This is a genomic window from Vibrio scophthalmi LMG 19158, from assembly GCF_000222585.1.
GTDB classification, from domain to species: Bacteria; Pseudomonadota; Gammaproteobacteria; order Enterobacterales; family Vibrionaceae; genus Vibrio; species Vibrio scophthalmi.
This window is the reverse complement of record NZ_AFWE01000029.1, coordinates 62,266-79,013: the sequence shown is the minus strand read 5'-3', so window position 1 is coordinate 79,013 and position 16,748 is coordinate 62,266. Positions and strand designations below refer to the sequence as shown.

The 16,748-nt window shown below is 41.5% G+C and carries 12 protein-coding genes; 7 read left to right on the top strand and 5 right to left on the bottom strand.

From position 1 onward, the window contains the following. Nucleotides 1-2: 2 nt before the first annotated feature. The 6 genes from RH88_RS01395 to RH88_RS01370 all read left to right on the top strand — a co-directional run bounded on the left by RH88_RS01395 (nt 3) and on the right by RH88_RS01370 (nt 6,683). A complete protein-coding gene (locus RH88_RS01395; RefSeq protein ID WP_005592938.1) occupies nt 3-1,091 on the top strand; it encodes a porin in 1,089 nt (362 codons plus the stop codon). 654 nt (nt 1,092-1,745) lie between these two features. Then, nucleotides 1,746-2,189, top strand: coding sequence for a DUF4402 domain-containing protein (locus RH88_RS01390; RefSeq protein ID WP_005592937.1), 444 nt, complete (start codon nt 1,746-1,748; stop codon nt 2,187-2,189). Between the two features lie 118 nt (nt 2,190-2,307). After that, entirely contained in the window at nt 2,308-2,667 is a 360-nt protein-coding gene (locus tag RH88_RS01385; protein ID WP_005592936.1) for a DUF4402 domain-containing protein, read from the top strand. Then, the gene (locus RH88_RS01380) at nt 2,664-3,359 is read left to right on the top strand and encodes a fimbrial biogenesis chaperone (RefSeq protein ID WP_005592934.1); all 696 of its coding nucleotides are present in this window, start codon (nt 2,664-2,666) and stop codon (nt 3,357-3,359) included. Before RH88_RS01385 ends, RH88_RS01380 begins: the two co-directional genes overlap by 4 nt. Before the next feature lie 20 nt (nt 3,360-3,379). After that, the gene (locus tag RH88_RS01375; RefSeq protein WP_005592933.1) at nt 3,380-5,806 is read left to right on the top strand and encodes a carboxypeptidase-like regulatory domain-containing protein; all 2,427 of its coding nucleotides are present in this window, start codon (nt 3,380-3,382) and stop codon (nt 5,804-5,806) included. A 181-nt stretch (nt 5,807-5,987) separates the two neighbouring features. After that, nucleotides 5,988-6,683 carry a pirin family protein gene (locus RH88_RS01370; RefSeq protein ID WP_005592931.1) on the top strand — a complete coding sequence of 232 codons (696 nt, stop codon included), beginning with the start codon at nt 5,988-5,990 and terminating at the stop codon, nt 6,681-6,683. A 64-nt stretch (nt 6,684-6,747) separates the two neighbouring features. Here RH88_RS01370 and RH88_RS01365 read toward each other — a convergent pair whose 3' ends face one another. The 5 genes from RH88_RS01365 to RH88_RS01345 all read right to left on the bottom strand — a co-directional run bounded on the left by RH88_RS01365 (nt 6,748) and on the right by RH88_RS01345 (nt 13,188). Next, entirely contained in the window at nt 6,748-7,866 is a 1,119-nt protein-coding gene (locus RH88_RS01365; protein WP_005592930.1) for a hypothetical protein, read from the bottom strand. Then, the gene (locus RH88_RS01360; protein ID WP_005592929.1) at nt 7,867-9,279 is read right to left on the bottom strand and encodes a DUF6844 domain-containing protein; all 1,413 of its coding nucleotides are present in this window, start codon (nt 9,277-9,279) and stop codon (nt 7,867-7,869) included. Between the two features lie 48 nt (nt 9,280-9,327). After that, nucleotides 9,328-9,930 carry a penicillin-binding protein activator LpoB gene (lpoB, locus tag RH88_RS01355; protein ID WP_005592927.1) on the bottom strand — a complete coding sequence of 201 codons (603 nt, stop codon included), beginning with the start codon at nt 9,928-9,930 and terminating at the stop codon, nt 9,328-9,330. A gap of 9 nt (nt 9,931-9,939) precedes the next feature. After that, entirely contained in the window at nt 9,940-11,322 is a 1,383-nt protein-coding gene (locus tag RH88_RS01350) for a COG3014 family protein (protein WP_005592926.1), read from the bottom strand. 858 nt (nt 11,323-12,180) lie between these two features. Continuing rightward, on the bottom strand, nt 12,181-13,188 hold the full coding sequence (locus RH88_RS01345; RefSeq protein ID WP_005592925.1) for a tetratricopeptide repeat protein: 1,008 nt from the start codon (nt 13,186-13,188) through the stop codon (nt 12,181-12,183). Nucleotides 13,189-14,089: 901 nt separating this feature from the next. Here RH88_RS01345 and RH88_RS01340 point away from each other — a divergent pair. Then, a complete protein-coding gene (locus RH88_RS01340; RefSeq protein ID WP_241212151.1) occupies nt 14,090-16,684 on the top strand; it encodes an EAL domain-containing protein in 2,595 nt (864 codons plus the stop codon). Nucleotides 16,685-16,748 lie beyond the last annotated feature (64 nt).

Sequence of the window (16,748 nt, the reverse complement as noted above, 5' to 3'; positions counted from 1 at the left end):
TAATGAATAATAAACTGCTAACTCTCGCTTTATTAACGACGTCTTTGCCTGTCTTCGCCAATATTGAAATTAGCGAAAATATTCTGCTTAGTGGCTTTGGTTCTACTTCATGGTCGAAAAGCGACAACGATACACCGCTTATCACTCACGTGGAGGTGGCTGATCATAGCTGCTTTGACTGTGATACTACCTTTGGCCTACAACTTGACGGTTATTTCAATGCGTTACATGTTTCAGCTCAAGTAGTGAAACGTCCACAAGACCATTGGAGTGAACCAGAGCTTGAATGGGCTTATCTTGGCTACCAATACAAGGATCTGTTAGTCCGAGCTGGGCAACTGAGGATCCCTCTATTTCTCTACTCTGAATATTATTACGTCGGTCATGCTTATACCATGGCTCGTCCACCAACCGAGGTTTACAACAGTATTCTTGGTATTACCGCCTACCAAGGATTTAGCTTAACCTGGAATGTCGATATTGATGATGAAAAGACCCTTGCCATTACCCCTTTTTATGGCCTCAAGGATGAAAAAGAAGTTCATCTTAATCAGGATACTTTCCTTGAACTTGATACCAAGCGTATGTTCGGGATCAATGCTCAACTTTCAGGTGATAATTATCGTTTGAATGCTTCGTATCTCAATTCGCGATATGATCAGCGTGTCACACTATTAAATGTGCCTGCGGGCATTCCCAATCTAATGAGAGTATTGGAATCACACAACAACAGTATAGAGCTTTATTCTTTGGGTGCTGAATACGAATTTGGCCCGACGACATTAAGCGCTGAATTACAAAAAAATGACCGTACTTCCGCTTGGTACTCTGCATTGCAGCATCGTTTCGATGCATTCACACCCTATCTTGTTTATGGACAGCAATACAGTGAAGAAAGCGATAATGGCAAGCGAACCAGAGAAGGTGAAAGCGTTACAACCGGCGTTAGATATGATTTAAGGTACAATTTGTCGTTAAATGCTGAATGGCAATATTTCGATACTGAAAACGGTGGCGATGGTGCATTTATCGATGTTCCTACTAAGCCTAACGCCAACCTCTACACGATCATGGTAAATTTCGTATTTTAGTAAACTCAACCGACTCCCACCTGGTAAAGGCAGCATCTAACTGAAAAGATGCTGTCTAAATCCCAACAGCTTGTTTGATATATTTTTGTCTTAAAATATAGTTACGCAGTAGCCTTATTTAAGCGCATGACTAACAAACAACATATAATGAGCAGCTCTCAACCTCATCAAAAATTAACCACAAAAGCAAAACCATTCAAAACGCATCCAATTCTGATTTATTCACGCCTTATTTAAATAAGGCCAATACAATGCTGAATGTAATATTGCATAATGTCACATAAAACTGCAACACCAACTAACCATTGCGCTAATTAATTGGCTCGCCCCACTAAAAACCACAGTTCAAACAATGGCTTTTGTCGTCTCAATTATTTAACACTCCAAATTAAATCCAAGTTTCATTATTGATACTTATGTAAAACTATTTGCACCAGCTCGCACTTATCAGGCACATATTACTCTAATTAATTGATAGAAATAATTCCATCAAGTAGGTTAGCAATCAAATAACACCAATCGTTATTATTTACTAACGGTTGATTAATGCTTTTGTATTAATTTTGCAATCTGCCTCTATTTTATTTTCCACTTTTAGGCAGAGCAACTAGATTGAAAAAAAACAAAAGCCCACACAATAAACAAGGAATTATTATGAAAAACTTAGTAAAAGTAGTGGTAGCTTCAGCATTAGCACTTTCAGCATTCCAAGCATCAGCTTTAACAGAAAAACTCGATATCACGCTAAATGTAAAACAACCATTAACCTTGGTTAATACTAAGGCATTAGATTTTGGTACTATTTTCTCTACGGAAACTCAAGACCAGACTATTGCACATACAGATCCTAAAGCTGCAGCATTCGACGTTACTGGCGAAGCTGGTTCAATCGTTGATGTACTAGTTAACGGTGGTAATACTGTTGAACTAGATAACGCGGGTAACAAGCTAGTATTAACCTTTAGTAATCTTGATGCCCTTACATTAACTGGTGGTGCAGCCGTTCTTAATGTCGGTGGCACGGTTGGTGTAGCTGGAAAAACACTAAGTCCTGGTGAATACTCTGCACAAGTAGACGTTGCTGTTACTTACCAGTAATCAAGTATTTTTGAGGGAGAGCAATCATCGCCTCCCTCTATTTATTATGTTTAATTCACGCTCATTCGTATTACTCATTCTATTTTCGTCAAACGCATATTGCGATACCACCCTTTCAGTGGTGACAGAAAATAATCAACTACGATTTTCTCAACAATTGGTTTCTGGTTCGCATCAACAAATCACCTCACACCCAAGAATAAATCAAACCGATGTGTTTCGTTTTTATATCAAAGGTAAAAAAGGTAAGAAGATCCAAATTTCTTTGCCTAGCGACCAAACCATTGCTCGTGGTAATGAAAAAATATCGATTAACCAGTTTATATTCGGTTGTGGCCTATCAAGTGCAGGAATTGCCACCGTTAAAAATACGGGAATTACTGATTTACTTTGTATTGGCGCAAAAGCGACTGTGCAATCCAATCATTCTCCCGGCACCTATTCCAATTCAATTCCCATTGAGATCGATTATTTATGAAGCATTCTTTCGTCATAGCCTGTTTGTTACTCTCATTTCAAAGTTACGCTCAACTGCTTATCGCCCCTACTCGGATTGTTATCGATGGTTCTAAAACCGTCACCGAGCAGGTGATCATTGAAAATACCGGTAACGAAGCGCTACGGGTTGAAATTAATTCCGTTTATAAACCTATTGCAAGCAACGATGTAACGCGTAACAACCCTAATGTACAAACTATTGAAGATATCTCATCAAAGGTACGTCTCTCTCCTCCAGTTATTCGTAGCCTTAAACCTAATCAACGCCGCACCATTCGTATACAAATTCCTGCTATCCCGGATTCACTCCCAGATGGTGAGTACCGTACCTATTTGCAGTTTAGCCCAACCACTACAGTACCTAGCCAAAAAAATAGCGCGGATGAAAGCGCCGACTCAAGTATCGATATTCAATTTAACGTTCACACTTTTATCCCACTTTATCAAGCCAAAGGCACGCCGATACAAAAAATGGAGTTTGACTGTAATCCATCTCAGTTGACTATCGTAAACCAAGGAAAATTTCAGTTTAGCGCTTGGATTGAAAGCGATGTCACTGATGCTCGAAAAATCGTATTGCTGAGAGAAAGTACCATGCGCTTGGCTAAGAAAAATGGGGAAACACTGACGATAAGACAAGACGACCAAAGGTTATTTCAGTGCACTAAATAGCCAGCTTTGAGCTACAAGTAATGTCTAAATGGCTGCTGCCACTTTGGCTAGCTCTCTTATCAGGAGCTAGCTCTAAAGGTTTTGCCCAAGATCTCTTCACTGCGCATATCGAAATTCGCTTAGCTGATACTAGCGAGAATTTTTATCGTGTAATGATGGATTTCGATGAGCAACCGTATCTAAGTATTGAAAATCTGGCTATGTATTTACTTGAGATGAACGGTGACTGTAGCGGTGGCGAATGCGAATTTTTCCTACCCCATGATCTTGCGCGTGAGTTGCCCTCCTATTCTGTCGATCTAAACCAAAAAACTTGCTATTCAGAACCAAATGCACAAACCGCAATTGAAACGGTGGAATTTGAGGGAAATACCTTTGTTCATTGGGATTCTCTGCCTCAATGCTTACCCATTACCACCAAGTGGGTTTTGGATGATTACAAGCTTTACATCGATAAGAGTTTTAAAAGTCTTTCAGAACTTGAAAAAGATATCTCGAAGTTAAAAAAATCAATACGAGATAAAGCACTCGAGGCAGAGTCGCGGCATGCGCAGACTGTCATACCTGCAAATAGTGACGTTGGGCTCGCTTCTCGCTTGGCAGTATCAACAGACTATGACTCAAATGATCAGCATGTTGAGTTATCAGCACTGGCTGACATTCTTTTCAGTACGGAAAATTCACTCTCACAACTGTCGATAGATTCTAAACTAGAAGATCCAATTAGCTATTACAACATCGCGGTCAGCACAAACCAAGGCTCTGGGCGACTAGAGTTGGGCCACATTCTTCTTGATGGTGACACCTTCATCAATAACCAAAGCCTCGAACACGGCCTCTACTATACCAACCGTGTCCAACAGCCGGGATTTGGCAACTTACAGTTGGAAAATAGCACTAAGCCAAACATCGAAGTCGATGTCCTCGTCAATGGTATCTATCGCAATAGTTATCTCTCCGATTCATTCGGTCGATTTACGATAGACGAGCAAAATATCTCTCCCGGCGATACTGTCACCTTTCGCTACTATCTTGGTGAAGGCTTATGGTCTGAAGAAGAGATCACTGTCGCGGGTATCGACAGCGATTTTTTGCCTAAAGGTGAGTGGGCAACTAAGTTTGCTTACGGAAACGACGAGACCCAAGCAGGTGTCGTCTCTCTTGATTATGGCCTAACCAATTACGGCACACTGGGCATAAGCCTATTCCATATTGAAGATGAAACCTACAGTGGTGTGCAAGCCCAGCTTCTCCCTACCCACTGGCTTTCTACACGATTTGGTTGGATAGCGGAACTAGACCGATTCCCTACTCGCTTTGATGTGCTACTTTCAAAATCTCAATCATTGACGCTTGATTTAAATAAAGCAGATAACTTCGATGCTGATGAACTTGAATACCACCAACTTGACTATAGTTTATCGACCCGACATTTTAGCTTTACTTCAAGAGCGACCATAGATGACAACGCCTTTGAACTTAATCCCACACTCCGACGTCAACTGTCTCCGAGCCTCTACCTCTCGTATGCGGCTAACTATGATTACTCTCGCACCAATCATCGAAGTAGTACACTCCACAAGGTAGAGCTGACAAAAAGTAGTTTGTCTGACACCTCTTGGGCCATCAATACTGAGCTGGATGAATACGGTGATTACTACCGCAGTTCCGCGCGCCTGAGGAAAAATTGTTCCAATTGCTGGTTGAACCCCTTTTCTCTATTTCAACAAGTGTCCACAAGTCTACAACTCAACCACCAAGATGATGATCTAACCGCACATGCCTCTTATAGTGCAGATATAAACCATAACCTTCATTTGACGCTCGACGGTGACCAAGAAAGCTATCGCTTTCAACTTACCGCCGAATTTGGTGCAATGACAAATTTCGACAGTGAAACGACTCACTTAGTCGGTTGGGATGAATATAGTTACGCGGCTGTCAAAGGTAAAGTTGTCGACCAAAATGGCTCCCCTATTGCCGATGTAAAGTTACAACTGCTTAGTCAACATGCCACAACCAATCAAAATGGCGAATTCACATTTGAGCGAATTCCCGCGAGAAAAGAGCTGACATTGAAAATTGACGAAGGATCACTCGATCTAAGCCTTAGCCCAGAGCAAAATCCAATTTTTCTTAATACTCGGGAAATTGCCACAACAGAAGTGGTTGTTACGCTCATCAATTCGTTTGGCGCCGATGGTTTTATAAAGGCTGATATTAACGACAAAGCCTTTATCTATTTTAAGCACTTAAACAAACTTGAGGAATACTCCAGTGTTGTTGAGGCGGATGGATTCTACGTAGTTGAAGGGCTCATCGCTGGTCTTTACCTAGTCACCTTAGAAATCGGCGACAAAGAGTATGTATTGTCCAAGCAGTTAGATGCCGATTTTTGGCTAGGAGGGCTCGACTTCTCACTCGAAGATTTCGAAAGAACTCGCTAAAACCAAGCAGCCAGTCACTTAAGAAGACGCCTATAGAAATCATTCAATTATTTTGACCATCTTTACCAATTCTCAGACATTAATTCCGTTAAATAAACGCTTTACACTTTGTTCACTACAAGAGCAATTGGATATTAACTTGCCATGAGTTTTGCGTGATGAAGCGATTAAGGAGATAAGTATGATTGAGATTAGACACGCAGATGAGCGAGGCCACGCCAATATTGGTTGGCTCGACAGCAAACATTCATTTTCTTTTGGTCAGTATTATGATCCGCTACAGATGGGTTTTTCAGCCTTACGAGTGATCAATGATGATGTCATTGCACCAGGTGCTGGCTTTGACACCCATCCGCATAAAGATATGGAAATCATTACCTTTATTACTCAAGGTTCGATAGCGCATCAAGATAGCGCTGGTCATCAACAGCGCCTTCCAGTCGGTGAATTTCAGCTTATGTCCGCCGGTAAAGGCATTTACCACAGCGAATTCAACGCTTCACATGAAGAAGAGCTTAAACTACTGCAAATTTGGATAGAGCCAAACGTATTAGGGGGAGGGCCTCGCTATCAACAAAGAGACTTTGGTCAACGAGAAGGATTAACCACTATCGCAACACCTGATGGCGGCAATGGCGCGCTGCAAATTAAACAAGATGCCACACTACACCAATTGATATTGCCTGCTAGGCGAGAGCTCACCATGCCGATTGCTCATGGGCGACGGACCTATATTCAGTTAGTGCATGGGCAATTGACTGTTAACGATGTCACGCTATGCCCCGGCGATGGTGCAAAAATTGTAGAAGAGAACAGCCTGGATTTAATCAATCAAAGCGATCAGACCGTTACCGCTCTAGTGTTTGACCTTCCTTAAAACCAGATAAAAAAGCCCCGCATATGATGCCGGGCTTTTGCTTAATTAAGTCACTATCAAGAATCTAAAGAATAATACCAACTGATTTTTCCTTTTCAACTTTAGCTGGTGCTTTTGTACTTACTTTCTTTACTGCAGGGCGATAAGTTGATTTACGCGCAATGCTGTTTGATTTTAGCGCTGAGCTATCGCCTTTAATCACTTTGACATAGGCAAGCTTAGGTAAAACCTTAGTCACCTTTACCGTTGCCACCTTCGTTTCATCACGACCCAGGCTTTCTTTAGTGATAGGGTCTACAAACTTCTCTCCTAATGTGAAAACATCAAAGTACTCACCTTGCTTAACCGTTTCGCCACCAGAGTTAAGCACGATCGAGCCATTGTCTCCAACCAATACAACCAAAGGATAAATATTATCTTTGAGTTGGTTGAATACTTTCTTAGATGCAATATCAACTAAGAGCGACAAGTTGTTCCGACTAGACGTCGTTGGTACCGTTGCAGACCATTTAATCTGATTGTGCATGACATCAAAGATCTGAAACTCGATAACCACATCAGTGTTGTAATAGGTTTTAACGTCTTTAATATGCTCACCCGTTAGCTCGACCGTTCGTGAATTATCTACAACACGCTTGTGTGTATTAGCGCTTACAACCTTACCAGTAACTAGGTATTGCAATGCCGGATCAGACTTATCGTTGAGAACTTTAAACTTACGATCTTGTACCAAAAGGTCTTTCACTTTATTGGTGATTGTCGCCCCTTTGGGACCAGTGAAATCTCCAATCGCTATTGTTCTACGATTCGCATTAAGATCTTTGATCTTATCCTTAGGATCAACTTTTACATTAACTTCTAATCGAACATTACAAAAATCATTCAAGCACTTTTCGGTAAGCACCCGATACTTAACATCGCCCTTGGCAGACATGTGTGTACCATCGATCATAGCTTCCTTAGCGTCACTACCTTCGTTGTTAGAACTGTATGTAGTGGTAGAAATTCGCGCACTGTCAATAGAGACACCCGACACCTGCTCTATCGCACGGCGCAACCCTTGATCAATCGCTTGATCGAGGGTGTCCCCTTGCCCTGTGGTGATAACCGTTTCATAGCTGCTTGCATTTACCATTGATGCAACACAGCATAACGACACGGCTAGAATCGATTTAAATTTCATTTAGAAATCCGCCGCATCAAACATATCTTCTGATTCAGCGGAGTTTACCGAATCACTTGGCTCTGCAACTTCCATGTCTAGTTGCGCTTCGCTTTTTCCGCTAGCAAGATTAACCGCATTAGTCACTTTCTTTGGATGCCACACCAGAACCGTACCCACCATTTCATGGCCTGTAATAGGATGCTTGCGACGCCATTCTAATTCGGGACTCACACCAGTCATGTTTTGAATTGATGACGTCATCGCTGTACGTTCATTTAGCTGTTCAATCAAGTTTTCAGTTAGGCCGCTAGACGTTTGACGGACTGAGTCTACAATCAATTCAAACTTTTCACTTTCACTGACTTGGTTTTGAGTTGACGAGGTTTCTTTAAAATCACCGCTTAGATTGTAAGTTCGTGCCAAATTAGCCCATGCATTGTTAGTCGCAAATTTTTGCGCAACTTTTCGCTCAATCTTTTTCTTCGCAGATGAGTTTGAGTACGTTACACCCGATTGACCGTAAGCGATAATCATTGGGTAACCTTCAGCGTCATAAATAATCTGAGTGCCCGATTTTAAATACAAGCTCTCTTTTTGCGCGGAAAGCATCGCATGAATATTGCTAAATTTGGTATTCATTTTATCAGTTTGGGCTTGAACCTGCCCATCCGACTCAATCATGGCACGCACTTGGTCGCGCTTATTAGCCGATAGAACCATCACTACGCCTATCGTACCTTGTCCGGAATCTCGAACCTCTTCAAAAACTTTGACTACCATCATGCCAGCTAGATCACCGTATGATGAGCGTTCAGTTTGATCAACAACCGATTGTTTGTATAGGTCGCGTTTAATATGCGGTGGCGCTGCATTATATTGCTCAGGGTCTATGCCCATTTCTTGCAATTCTTTATCCAGTTTACCATCAAGAACTGCGAGTATCTTATCAATGAAACTCGCAACTTGGTCGTCAGTTTTAAAATCATTCACCGTTGGAACTGGTAAACCGTTACTGTATGACAACGTTGAAATCGTGCTGTTTTCAACGCTGGTATTTAATGTTTCTAAGTATTCTTTACGTGCATTAAACGCTGCTTCTTCCAAAGCTCGTTCACGTTTTTTAGACCAGTTGGGATCATTGATATCAACCATCAAATCAGCCGTGCCCGAAAAAACAAAAACCTTATGTTGTTTGCCTTGCTTCTCTAAACTTGCTTTTACGTTCCCAACGTATGTTTCTAACTTACTTTCAACCAAGTCCAATGTGTCCGCTTCAGCCTCTGCCTTCACAACATCTTGATCCGACTGTTGACCGATCACCTCTTGAGACACTTCAGGCTCCTTTGGTAATTGTGATGGAGCCTCTGACGCCGATAATTGCAGTGAAAATCCCGAAATTAGCATAGCAGCTAGTAATTTATTTAATTTCATTTTTTTTCTCATATAAATAATGGGCAGCGATGCTGCCCATTGAACTTATTACCAGCTAACGCTATCGCCGTCGGCTACTTTACCTACCACTCTCTCTCCTTCCCAATACGCAAGACCATTTTCAATATTGGTCATCGACATTTGGAAGTAGTACTCAATGCGAGTGTCTCCATTATCTAAAGAAGCATTACGCTGAAGAATTTTACCTGAAAGGCTAAAATCAGGTGCTAGAACTTGATTATCGCCTTTCACGCTAGACTGCTTAACCATTTTGAAATCTTTGAGATCACGCATCTTTTTCGTCGCATCATCTTCACCAAATGCTGTCGTCACCAGAAACTTACCTGATTGCAATAACTCAACACGCAATGACTTTGTTAATTGATCGGTGTCTAGACGTTGCATCGTGTCATTTTCAATATCATTCACATAAATGATATATCTCCCACCAACATCCGCTTGTGGGTGAGTCATCAATTTGCTGCTAATAATTTCGTTCGCCATTTCAGATGCCGCTTTATTAAAGTCAGCATAAGATAACGCAGCAACGACATTGGTTTGTGTATCTGCAGCATCAATATACGTTGTGGTGGTTTTACAACCGACCAAAGTTGATGCCGTGATTGCTAAAGCTAGAGCGAGTTTATTCATTTTTGCCTCTTAAATATTTACAACTTTGATCGTTGGCTCTATAACCGGAGATACTGATTTCACATAAATGATGTGAGCTTTCGATTCTTTCGCTAATTCTACCGGGATAGTGTAGTTCCCCGCTTGAATGGTCACTTTACGATCTTTGGCCTCAATACGCGTGGCTTGATATTCACTTGGTAGTGCTGAGAAAGAGCGAATATCCGCCCCTGTAGTCGCCATTTGTAAAACAGCAAATACGTTACCTAACACTTCATTTTCATCTTTAATTTGTTTCTGAGCGATAGTTTTAACCGTTGCGCGAGTCACTTCACGAGCGAGAATATATGGAAATTCTTGATCAAACTCTGCGCCAATAATTTTGTCCATATCTGCAATCGTTTCTGTATTCGAAGTATTAACTAGAATGTTTTCATATGACGTACCGCGCTCTTTTAAGGTCGGAAGTGCAATACCTGAATATGCCACATCGTTTGAAAGCAAGAATATTGGCAAGTCAACACGCTTCTCTTCTTTTACGACAGATTGACCATTTTCAAATATAATCCAAACTTTGTTATCAAGCTTCTTCGTATTATTACTTCTTGCTAGTGAACGGGCTAATTCATAATCGTTTTTAGCCACTTGAGAGTTTGTCATTGAATAGACACGTTTAAATGAATCAGCAGCCTTTTGGAAGTCCGACTTGTTTTTACCTGTCAGCATTAGCTGCAAGCCGTAACTGTAGGTGGTAAACGGGTTCACATAACCTTGATATGGCTTCCATTGACCTTGCTCGATGCCAGCCTTTGCAAGAGCAATTTTGGTTTGTTCAGACTCGACACTTTGCTTAACCAATGCGCCAGAGTCACCTGCTTCTTCTTTTAACTCTGCCTTTCGCTTTTTAATTTCATCGGCAAAATGTTGAGCAGCACGGCGCTGGCGCTCTTCTGCACGGTTAAGTTCTACACGCGCATTTTGATAGTCATTCTGCGCCAGAAAATTCCATGCTTTGATTGTGTTTGTCATTACGCCGTCATATTGAGCTTGTTCATAATCAAGCATCGCATCGTTGCCTGCGATAGATCCCACCAACTCAGCGGTTTCAGATACTGCTCCTTCTGTATCTTCACTTTTCATCATGTTTTCTGTTGAATCAAGCAACTTAGTTGATAGCTCGTATTGGCCGGCGTAATTTAGCGTAGCGCCTGCTTGAAGTGTCCATAGTAAGTCATCAGTTTGACCTGTTTCTTGATCATAACCAGCATGGTCTAATGCAACTTGAGAGGCTCCAGAATAATCACCGGTATTCATCTTTGAATTAAAACTATCAAAATCATTTTTTTGTATCATGCTAGTACAGCCTGAAAGCAAAGCAGCACTGACGAAGATGCTAAGTGTTTTTATTTTCATTAAATTTGGCTCATTAAACTTTAGTATTATTTTAGGCGAAAAATATCAGAGCGGCATTTAACTCACAACTAGGTAAATATCAAAACTGGATGCCAATCATAATTATGAAATTGACCGAAAAATTATTCATTTAGATACACAGTTATAAAAATAACAACTACACAACCGGCTACAGATCACAAACCACAGAATCAATGAATCTTACTGACAGAACAAACATTAACATCAAGCAAAACACCATTATTATTAATTTATTGTAAACATCTATCAAGATAGTCATAAGTTATTTAATTTAATGCCATTTGGAAATTTCATGAAAATATGCTTTATGGTTCTCGATTAAATTTCGAACAAAAACAGACCAACAAAAACAACCATTAATCGATACGATTAATTATTTTTAATTAATCGCAGAAATAAATATGATAAACATTATTTATCTTTAGATATAAATAATATCAATAGCACGGCAAACCCACGTCAATCGATTTAAAGCGGTCGTTTAATCAACACTTTTTTTCATTATTAAAAAATCGACTTGTCGGCCGTACCGACACTGCCTGAGATTTTACGTAGTGGGAAGGCTTTTAAGGAATCCTGATATTTGAGGACTTGTTGTTGAGGTGGAGGGAAAACCTATGTCTCTTTTTCATCGACAAAGACCGCCCCTTCGCAGTCGATCTTAATTAGGTCCTATCGGGTGCAAATAGTTAAACACACTAGACGGCTATTAACTTATAAAATTCGTGTTATTTAATATCCTAATAATGACCTTAGCCTTATTCTACCGGGTGTTGGGTATAAAAAAGCGCGGATTCACCGCGCTTTAATTATCTTGAGAAGAAAAAGTCGACTCTTTTACCAAATCTCATCGAGCAATGAATCACGTAGTTTTTCTGCTTCAGCAATTTTGCTTGCAGACATCTGAGATTTCACTTCTCTGACATCCTTAACCGCATCGCTATAACCATATTCAACCGCCACTTCAAACCAAGCGAGTGCTTTCGTAAAATCGCTCCACGTTCCCGTTCCATTACGGTAAGCATAACCGACTGAGTATTGACTGTATCCGTCACCCTGTAACGCAGCTTGTTGGTAGTACTCAAATGACTTTTTAAAATCTAGCGTCTTGAAACCACACGGTTTCTTGTATTCGTCATAAGAATTGATGTCGCCCATTTTTGCTAAAGAAAGTGTGTGGTCAGCTTGCTCAATAGCCTCATTGAACAATGCCATCGCTTTGCTACAACTCTTCTCTACTCCCTCGCCATTTAAGTAAGAAATACCGAGGTTATACATCGCACTCTCGTCACCTAAGTTAGCCGACTGTTCAAACCAATACGCCGCTTTGGTGTAATCCTGTTTGATGCCATCACCATCATTATAGGAAAAGGCCAATTGATACATCGCATCTGAATAACCCGCTTTTGCGGCAGCAAGATAATACTCATTACCTTTTGCCATATCGGCAGGCGTACCTTCACCATCAAAGTACATCACACCTAAGCTGTATAGCACATAAGGATCGTTACTGGCCTCAGCTTTGTGATACCAAGCAAGTGACTGCTGATATTCTTCTTCATCGTAATAATAGTCTGCTAGCGATATCGCAGCTTGATGTGAACCCGCTTCAGCAGCGGTTTGTAGGTATTGATAACCGCGATCTACGTTTTCTTGCATCATCGAGTCACCAATCAGCAACTCGGCTGCCAATCTCAATACGTCGGGATCATTGGAAGTTTCGGCTTGTTTAATCGCAGCCAGTTCTTCACCTTCAAAAAATTCCATGCTGAGATCGTACGCCATCACATTTGCCGAAACGAGTAACGACAATGACGTAAAGAAAGTACCACAGTGCTTTTTCATAACATCCTTTCTATCTAAGAGTCTGATTTGCGAGGACTATAACAAAGTCATCCAAGCATATACGACGTCACAATCATCAATATTTGAACTAGGCAACATTTTGCACAGGCAAAGCATGCTCACGTAACAGAAGCAACCGTCATTAATTCCGAACTCAATAATGCTTTGTAAGCACGTTTATTGCTGTAGGACAACGTTATGCCAGAGAAAGCGACGGTAGGAGAAAGATAAGAGCACAAATGAAACCGCTCTTTGTTTCGTTGAAATAGAAGACAATTTGAATGGCTTAGGCAATTCAGGACACTCAGCGGTGTCCTCAATTGAACGGAGTATGACTAACTTTGACAAGCGCGTACCACCGAATGAATTGGCTATGAAAGACCAAACAGTCGATAGACCCAAGTCACCTCACCATACGAAATTAGATCAAAGATCGTTAAAAATATTGACGTTATAACCGCCAACTTAATTAGTCGCTGAACAATAAACATACTGCATCCCGAAAATTTGCTATCGCGAGTCATTACTGACCGCAAAAGAGCGTAATAGATATCATCAGCGCTTTACATGCACCTTAGATAGTATCTTATTGATGTTACTCGCCATTTCTCATCAATTCTAATCATTTCTTAAAGCAATCTCGAAAACGAGATGCTCCGACCAGTTATTTTATCGAGAGTTCTTTGGACACACATCAAAGTTACGATATAGAATTCGAACCAAAATCACATTAATCATAACGATAAAAGAAATTTGTTACATGACCACGTTCCGTTTCATCCAGTCAAAGTTACGCTATAAAACGACCCTTTATTTTTGTCTTGGAATGATCGGCATGGTCATTAGTTTTATTTTCATTAGTCGCTCGTTTTTTCTATATAGCCTCAATGAGCTAGAAAATATGGAAATGACACGCGCCAGCGACCAAGCAAAGTCTGTCATCAATATCATGATTGCAGACCAGCAAGAGCACTCTTATGACTGGGCTAACTGGGACGAAACCTATCAATTGCTACAAGATGGCGATACACAAACCTTTCGTTCTCGCAATTTGTATCTTGATACTCTTAATACATTAGCATTGGATTTGATGGTTTTCGTCACCTTAGAAGGTGACGTGATTGAACACTTATCCCGAAAAAATGACCCTAATCACGCACTCTGCTTGGTTAGCACGCTAATGAGCCAACAATCGATAAAAAAACACATTGCGAGTTCACATAATACCCATAATGCTTATGCTAACAGCATCGCTGACCTATTTCGCGTGGATAACGAAGTGTGGGCGGTCAGCGTCACACCGATACGCAACAGTGAAGCGACCAAACCATCAGTAGGTTGGCTGGTGTGGGGCAAAAATCTTACCAAGCGCTTTCCGGGAGAGTTCCAATCTATTTTAAGTGCTCAAAATAGATTAGCACTCTCACTGCCTGACGATATGGAACGTTCAGCGCAAGTCAACAAGGCGACAACGATGATCTTGCGCCAAGGAGATAGCATCGTTCAATGGTCTCCATTGAGTAGTAACGACAGTTCACCCGTCGCCTTTCTAGTGACCAAAGCCCCTCGCGAACATTTTCACCGCAGTAGTTCGCTTTTTGCCTATTTATTTATGGCGGTCGGTTTAAGTACCACTGTCATTGCGGGGGGCTCATTTGTCTTTTTTAAAAAAGGCGTCGCGACACGATTTAATACCTTCGAAAAAGGCATTAACCTGCTGTTTGATAAATACCAACTTAGTGACCAAAGCAGCGGTAAAGCCGATGAGTTGGATCGCGCGACTCAATTAGTTGAAGCACTCACCACCAACGCTCTTGTCGCAGAAGGAAAAGTGCTTGATACACAACAAAAATACCGCGCTCTCTATGAAAGCAAATCTGTCGGCCTACTGGTGGTCTTAGAGAGTAAAATCATTGATTTGAATAATAAAACACTCGACTTGCTTGGCTACACTAGAGAAGCGTTAATCTGCCAATCTCTCGCAACCCTGTGTTCAACCAACGAATATGAGTACCACCTTGAATTGCTCTATCATCAACTCAGTAATGGCCAACTCAGTTTTGAAGCGCAATTAGTCGCCCGCAATGGTGACATTGTCGATTGCCAAATCGAAGCCGCTTCGATTCAACATAATGGCCAAAATGCATTGTTGTTTCTTATACACGACATGGGCATTCAAAAGAAACAACAAGCACTGATTGAAGAACTTTCTGGTCGAGACCCAGTTTCTGGTTTAAAGAACCGCCCGACAATTTTGAAGCAAGTGTCCCAGTTAATCGAGAGCGAACCGAACCGCTTCTCGTTGATGTACATTGCCATAGAAAATCTCAAACAGGTCTCTGCTATTTATGGTCATTTGGTATTTGATGATGCGATTCGTCACGCAACGGGCGTGTTCAATGATCTCTTAAGCCACTATCGAGTTGGGCGCATTAGTGAGTTTGAATTTATCGCCATCATTCCCACCGATGCTGATGCTGAGCAAGCCCTCGACCTTGCCAATAAACTCATCGATTCGCTGACCAACAAAACAGAGATTTGTGGTCTTGCCATTGACCTCAACTGCAAAGTGGTGATGGTAGAACGCAAACTTACCCACCACTCACTCGCTTATTTGCTGCAGGCTGCTTACTATTCTGCGCAATCAGAACATGGTCACCAGAGTAAAGAAGTCATCATGATGAGTGAAGGGCTGTCAGAAGATGCACAAACGGCGCTAAAAATTACACGAGAGCTCGAGTCTGCCATTAGTGGCGGGCAAATTGGAGTGCTGTTTCAGCCAATCATCGACACCAAAAGTGAACAAATAAATGGCTTCGAAGCGTTAGCGCGTTGGTTCCACCCGACACTTGGTACCGTTTCCCCTGATGTATTTATCCCATTAGCAGAACAAAACAATTTAATTGTGCAGCTTGGAGAAAGCGTCTTGCGCCAGTCGTGCGCCTTCATCCACCACCTCAATCAATTACGTCGAGAACAAGGTCTGTCACCGCTATCCATTCACGTTAACCTTAGTGCTAAACACTTCTACCACACCGACCTGACCGATCATCTTACGCAGGTAATGGACGAGTTTGAGCTGTGCGATAGCCAGTTGGTAGTTGAACTCACCGAAAGCATGTTGATGGGTGTCGAAGCTGAGACGATTGCTCGTATGAATGAAATCAAACAGCTCGGAATACAGCTCGCTTTAGATGACTTTGGTACTGGTTACGCTTCATTCAGCACGCTTATTCCATTCCCACTCGATATAGTCAAGCTCGATAAATCGTACATTGACCAGATCGAAACCAGCGATCGAGCGGAAATATTGGTTCGTAACCTAGCGAATATGACCCAAGAGCTGGGATTAATCACCGTTGCTGAGGGCGTTGAACGCCTGAAACAAGTCCATCAGTTACGAGAATGGAATATTGATGAAATTCAAGGCTACTACTTTTACAAACCGATGAGCGCCCAACAAGCAACCAAGCTGTTTACCACCGCTCTCACATAACAGACGACGAATTATTGCTGTGAATAGAACAAAGTGCTGTGTGTACCCAGCACTTTACACTACG

What these genes read in the sequence shown, in the direction of transcription:
- RH88_RS01375 (WP_005592933.1), top strand. Translation starts at nt 3,380, where the DNA reads ATGTCTAAATGGCTGCTGCCACTTTGGCTAGCTCTCTTATCAGGAGCT.
- RH88_RS01390 (WP_005592937.1), top strand. Translation starts at nt 1,746, where the DNA reads ATGAAAAACTTAGTAAAAGTAGTGGTAGCTTCAGCATTAGCACTTTCA.
- RH88_RS01360 (WP_005592929.1), bottom strand. Translation starts at nt 9,279, where the DNA reads ATGAAATTAAATAAATTACTAGCTGCTATGCTAATTTCGGGATTTTCA.
- RH88_RS01345 (WP_005592925.1), bottom strand. Translation starts at nt 13,188, where the DNA reads ATGAAAAAGCACTGTGGTACTTTCTTTACGTCATTGTCGTTACTCGTT.
- lpoB (WP_005592927.1), bottom strand. Translation starts at nt 9,930, where the DNA reads ATGAATAAACTCGCTCTAGCTTTAGCAATCACGGCATCAACTTTGGTC.
- RH88_RS01350 (WP_005592926.1), bottom strand. Translation starts at nt 11,322, where the DNA reads ATGAAAATAAAAACACTTAGCATCTTCGTCAGTGCTGCTTTGCTTTCA.
- RH88_RS01395 (WP_005592938.1), top strand. Translation starts at nt 3, where the DNA reads ATGAATAATAAACTGCTAACTCTCGCTTTATTAACGACGTCTTTGCCT.
- RH88_RS01380 (WP_005592934.1), top strand. Translation starts at nt 2,664, where the DNA reads ATGAAGCATTCTTTCGTCATAGCCTGTTTGTTACTCTCATTTCAAAGT.
- RH88_RS01340 (WP_241212151.1), top strand. Translation starts at nt 14,090, where the DNA reads ATGGAAATGACACGCGCCAGCGACCAAGCAAAGTCTGTCATCAATATC.
- RH88_RS01370 (WP_005592931.1), top strand. Translation starts at nt 5,988, where the DNA reads ATGATTGAGATTAGACACGCAGATGAGCGAGGCCACGCCAATATTGGT.
- RH88_RS01365 (WP_005592930.1), bottom strand. Translation starts at nt 7,866, where the DNA reads ATGAAATTTAAATCGATTCTAGCCGTGTCGTTATGCTGTGTTGCATCA.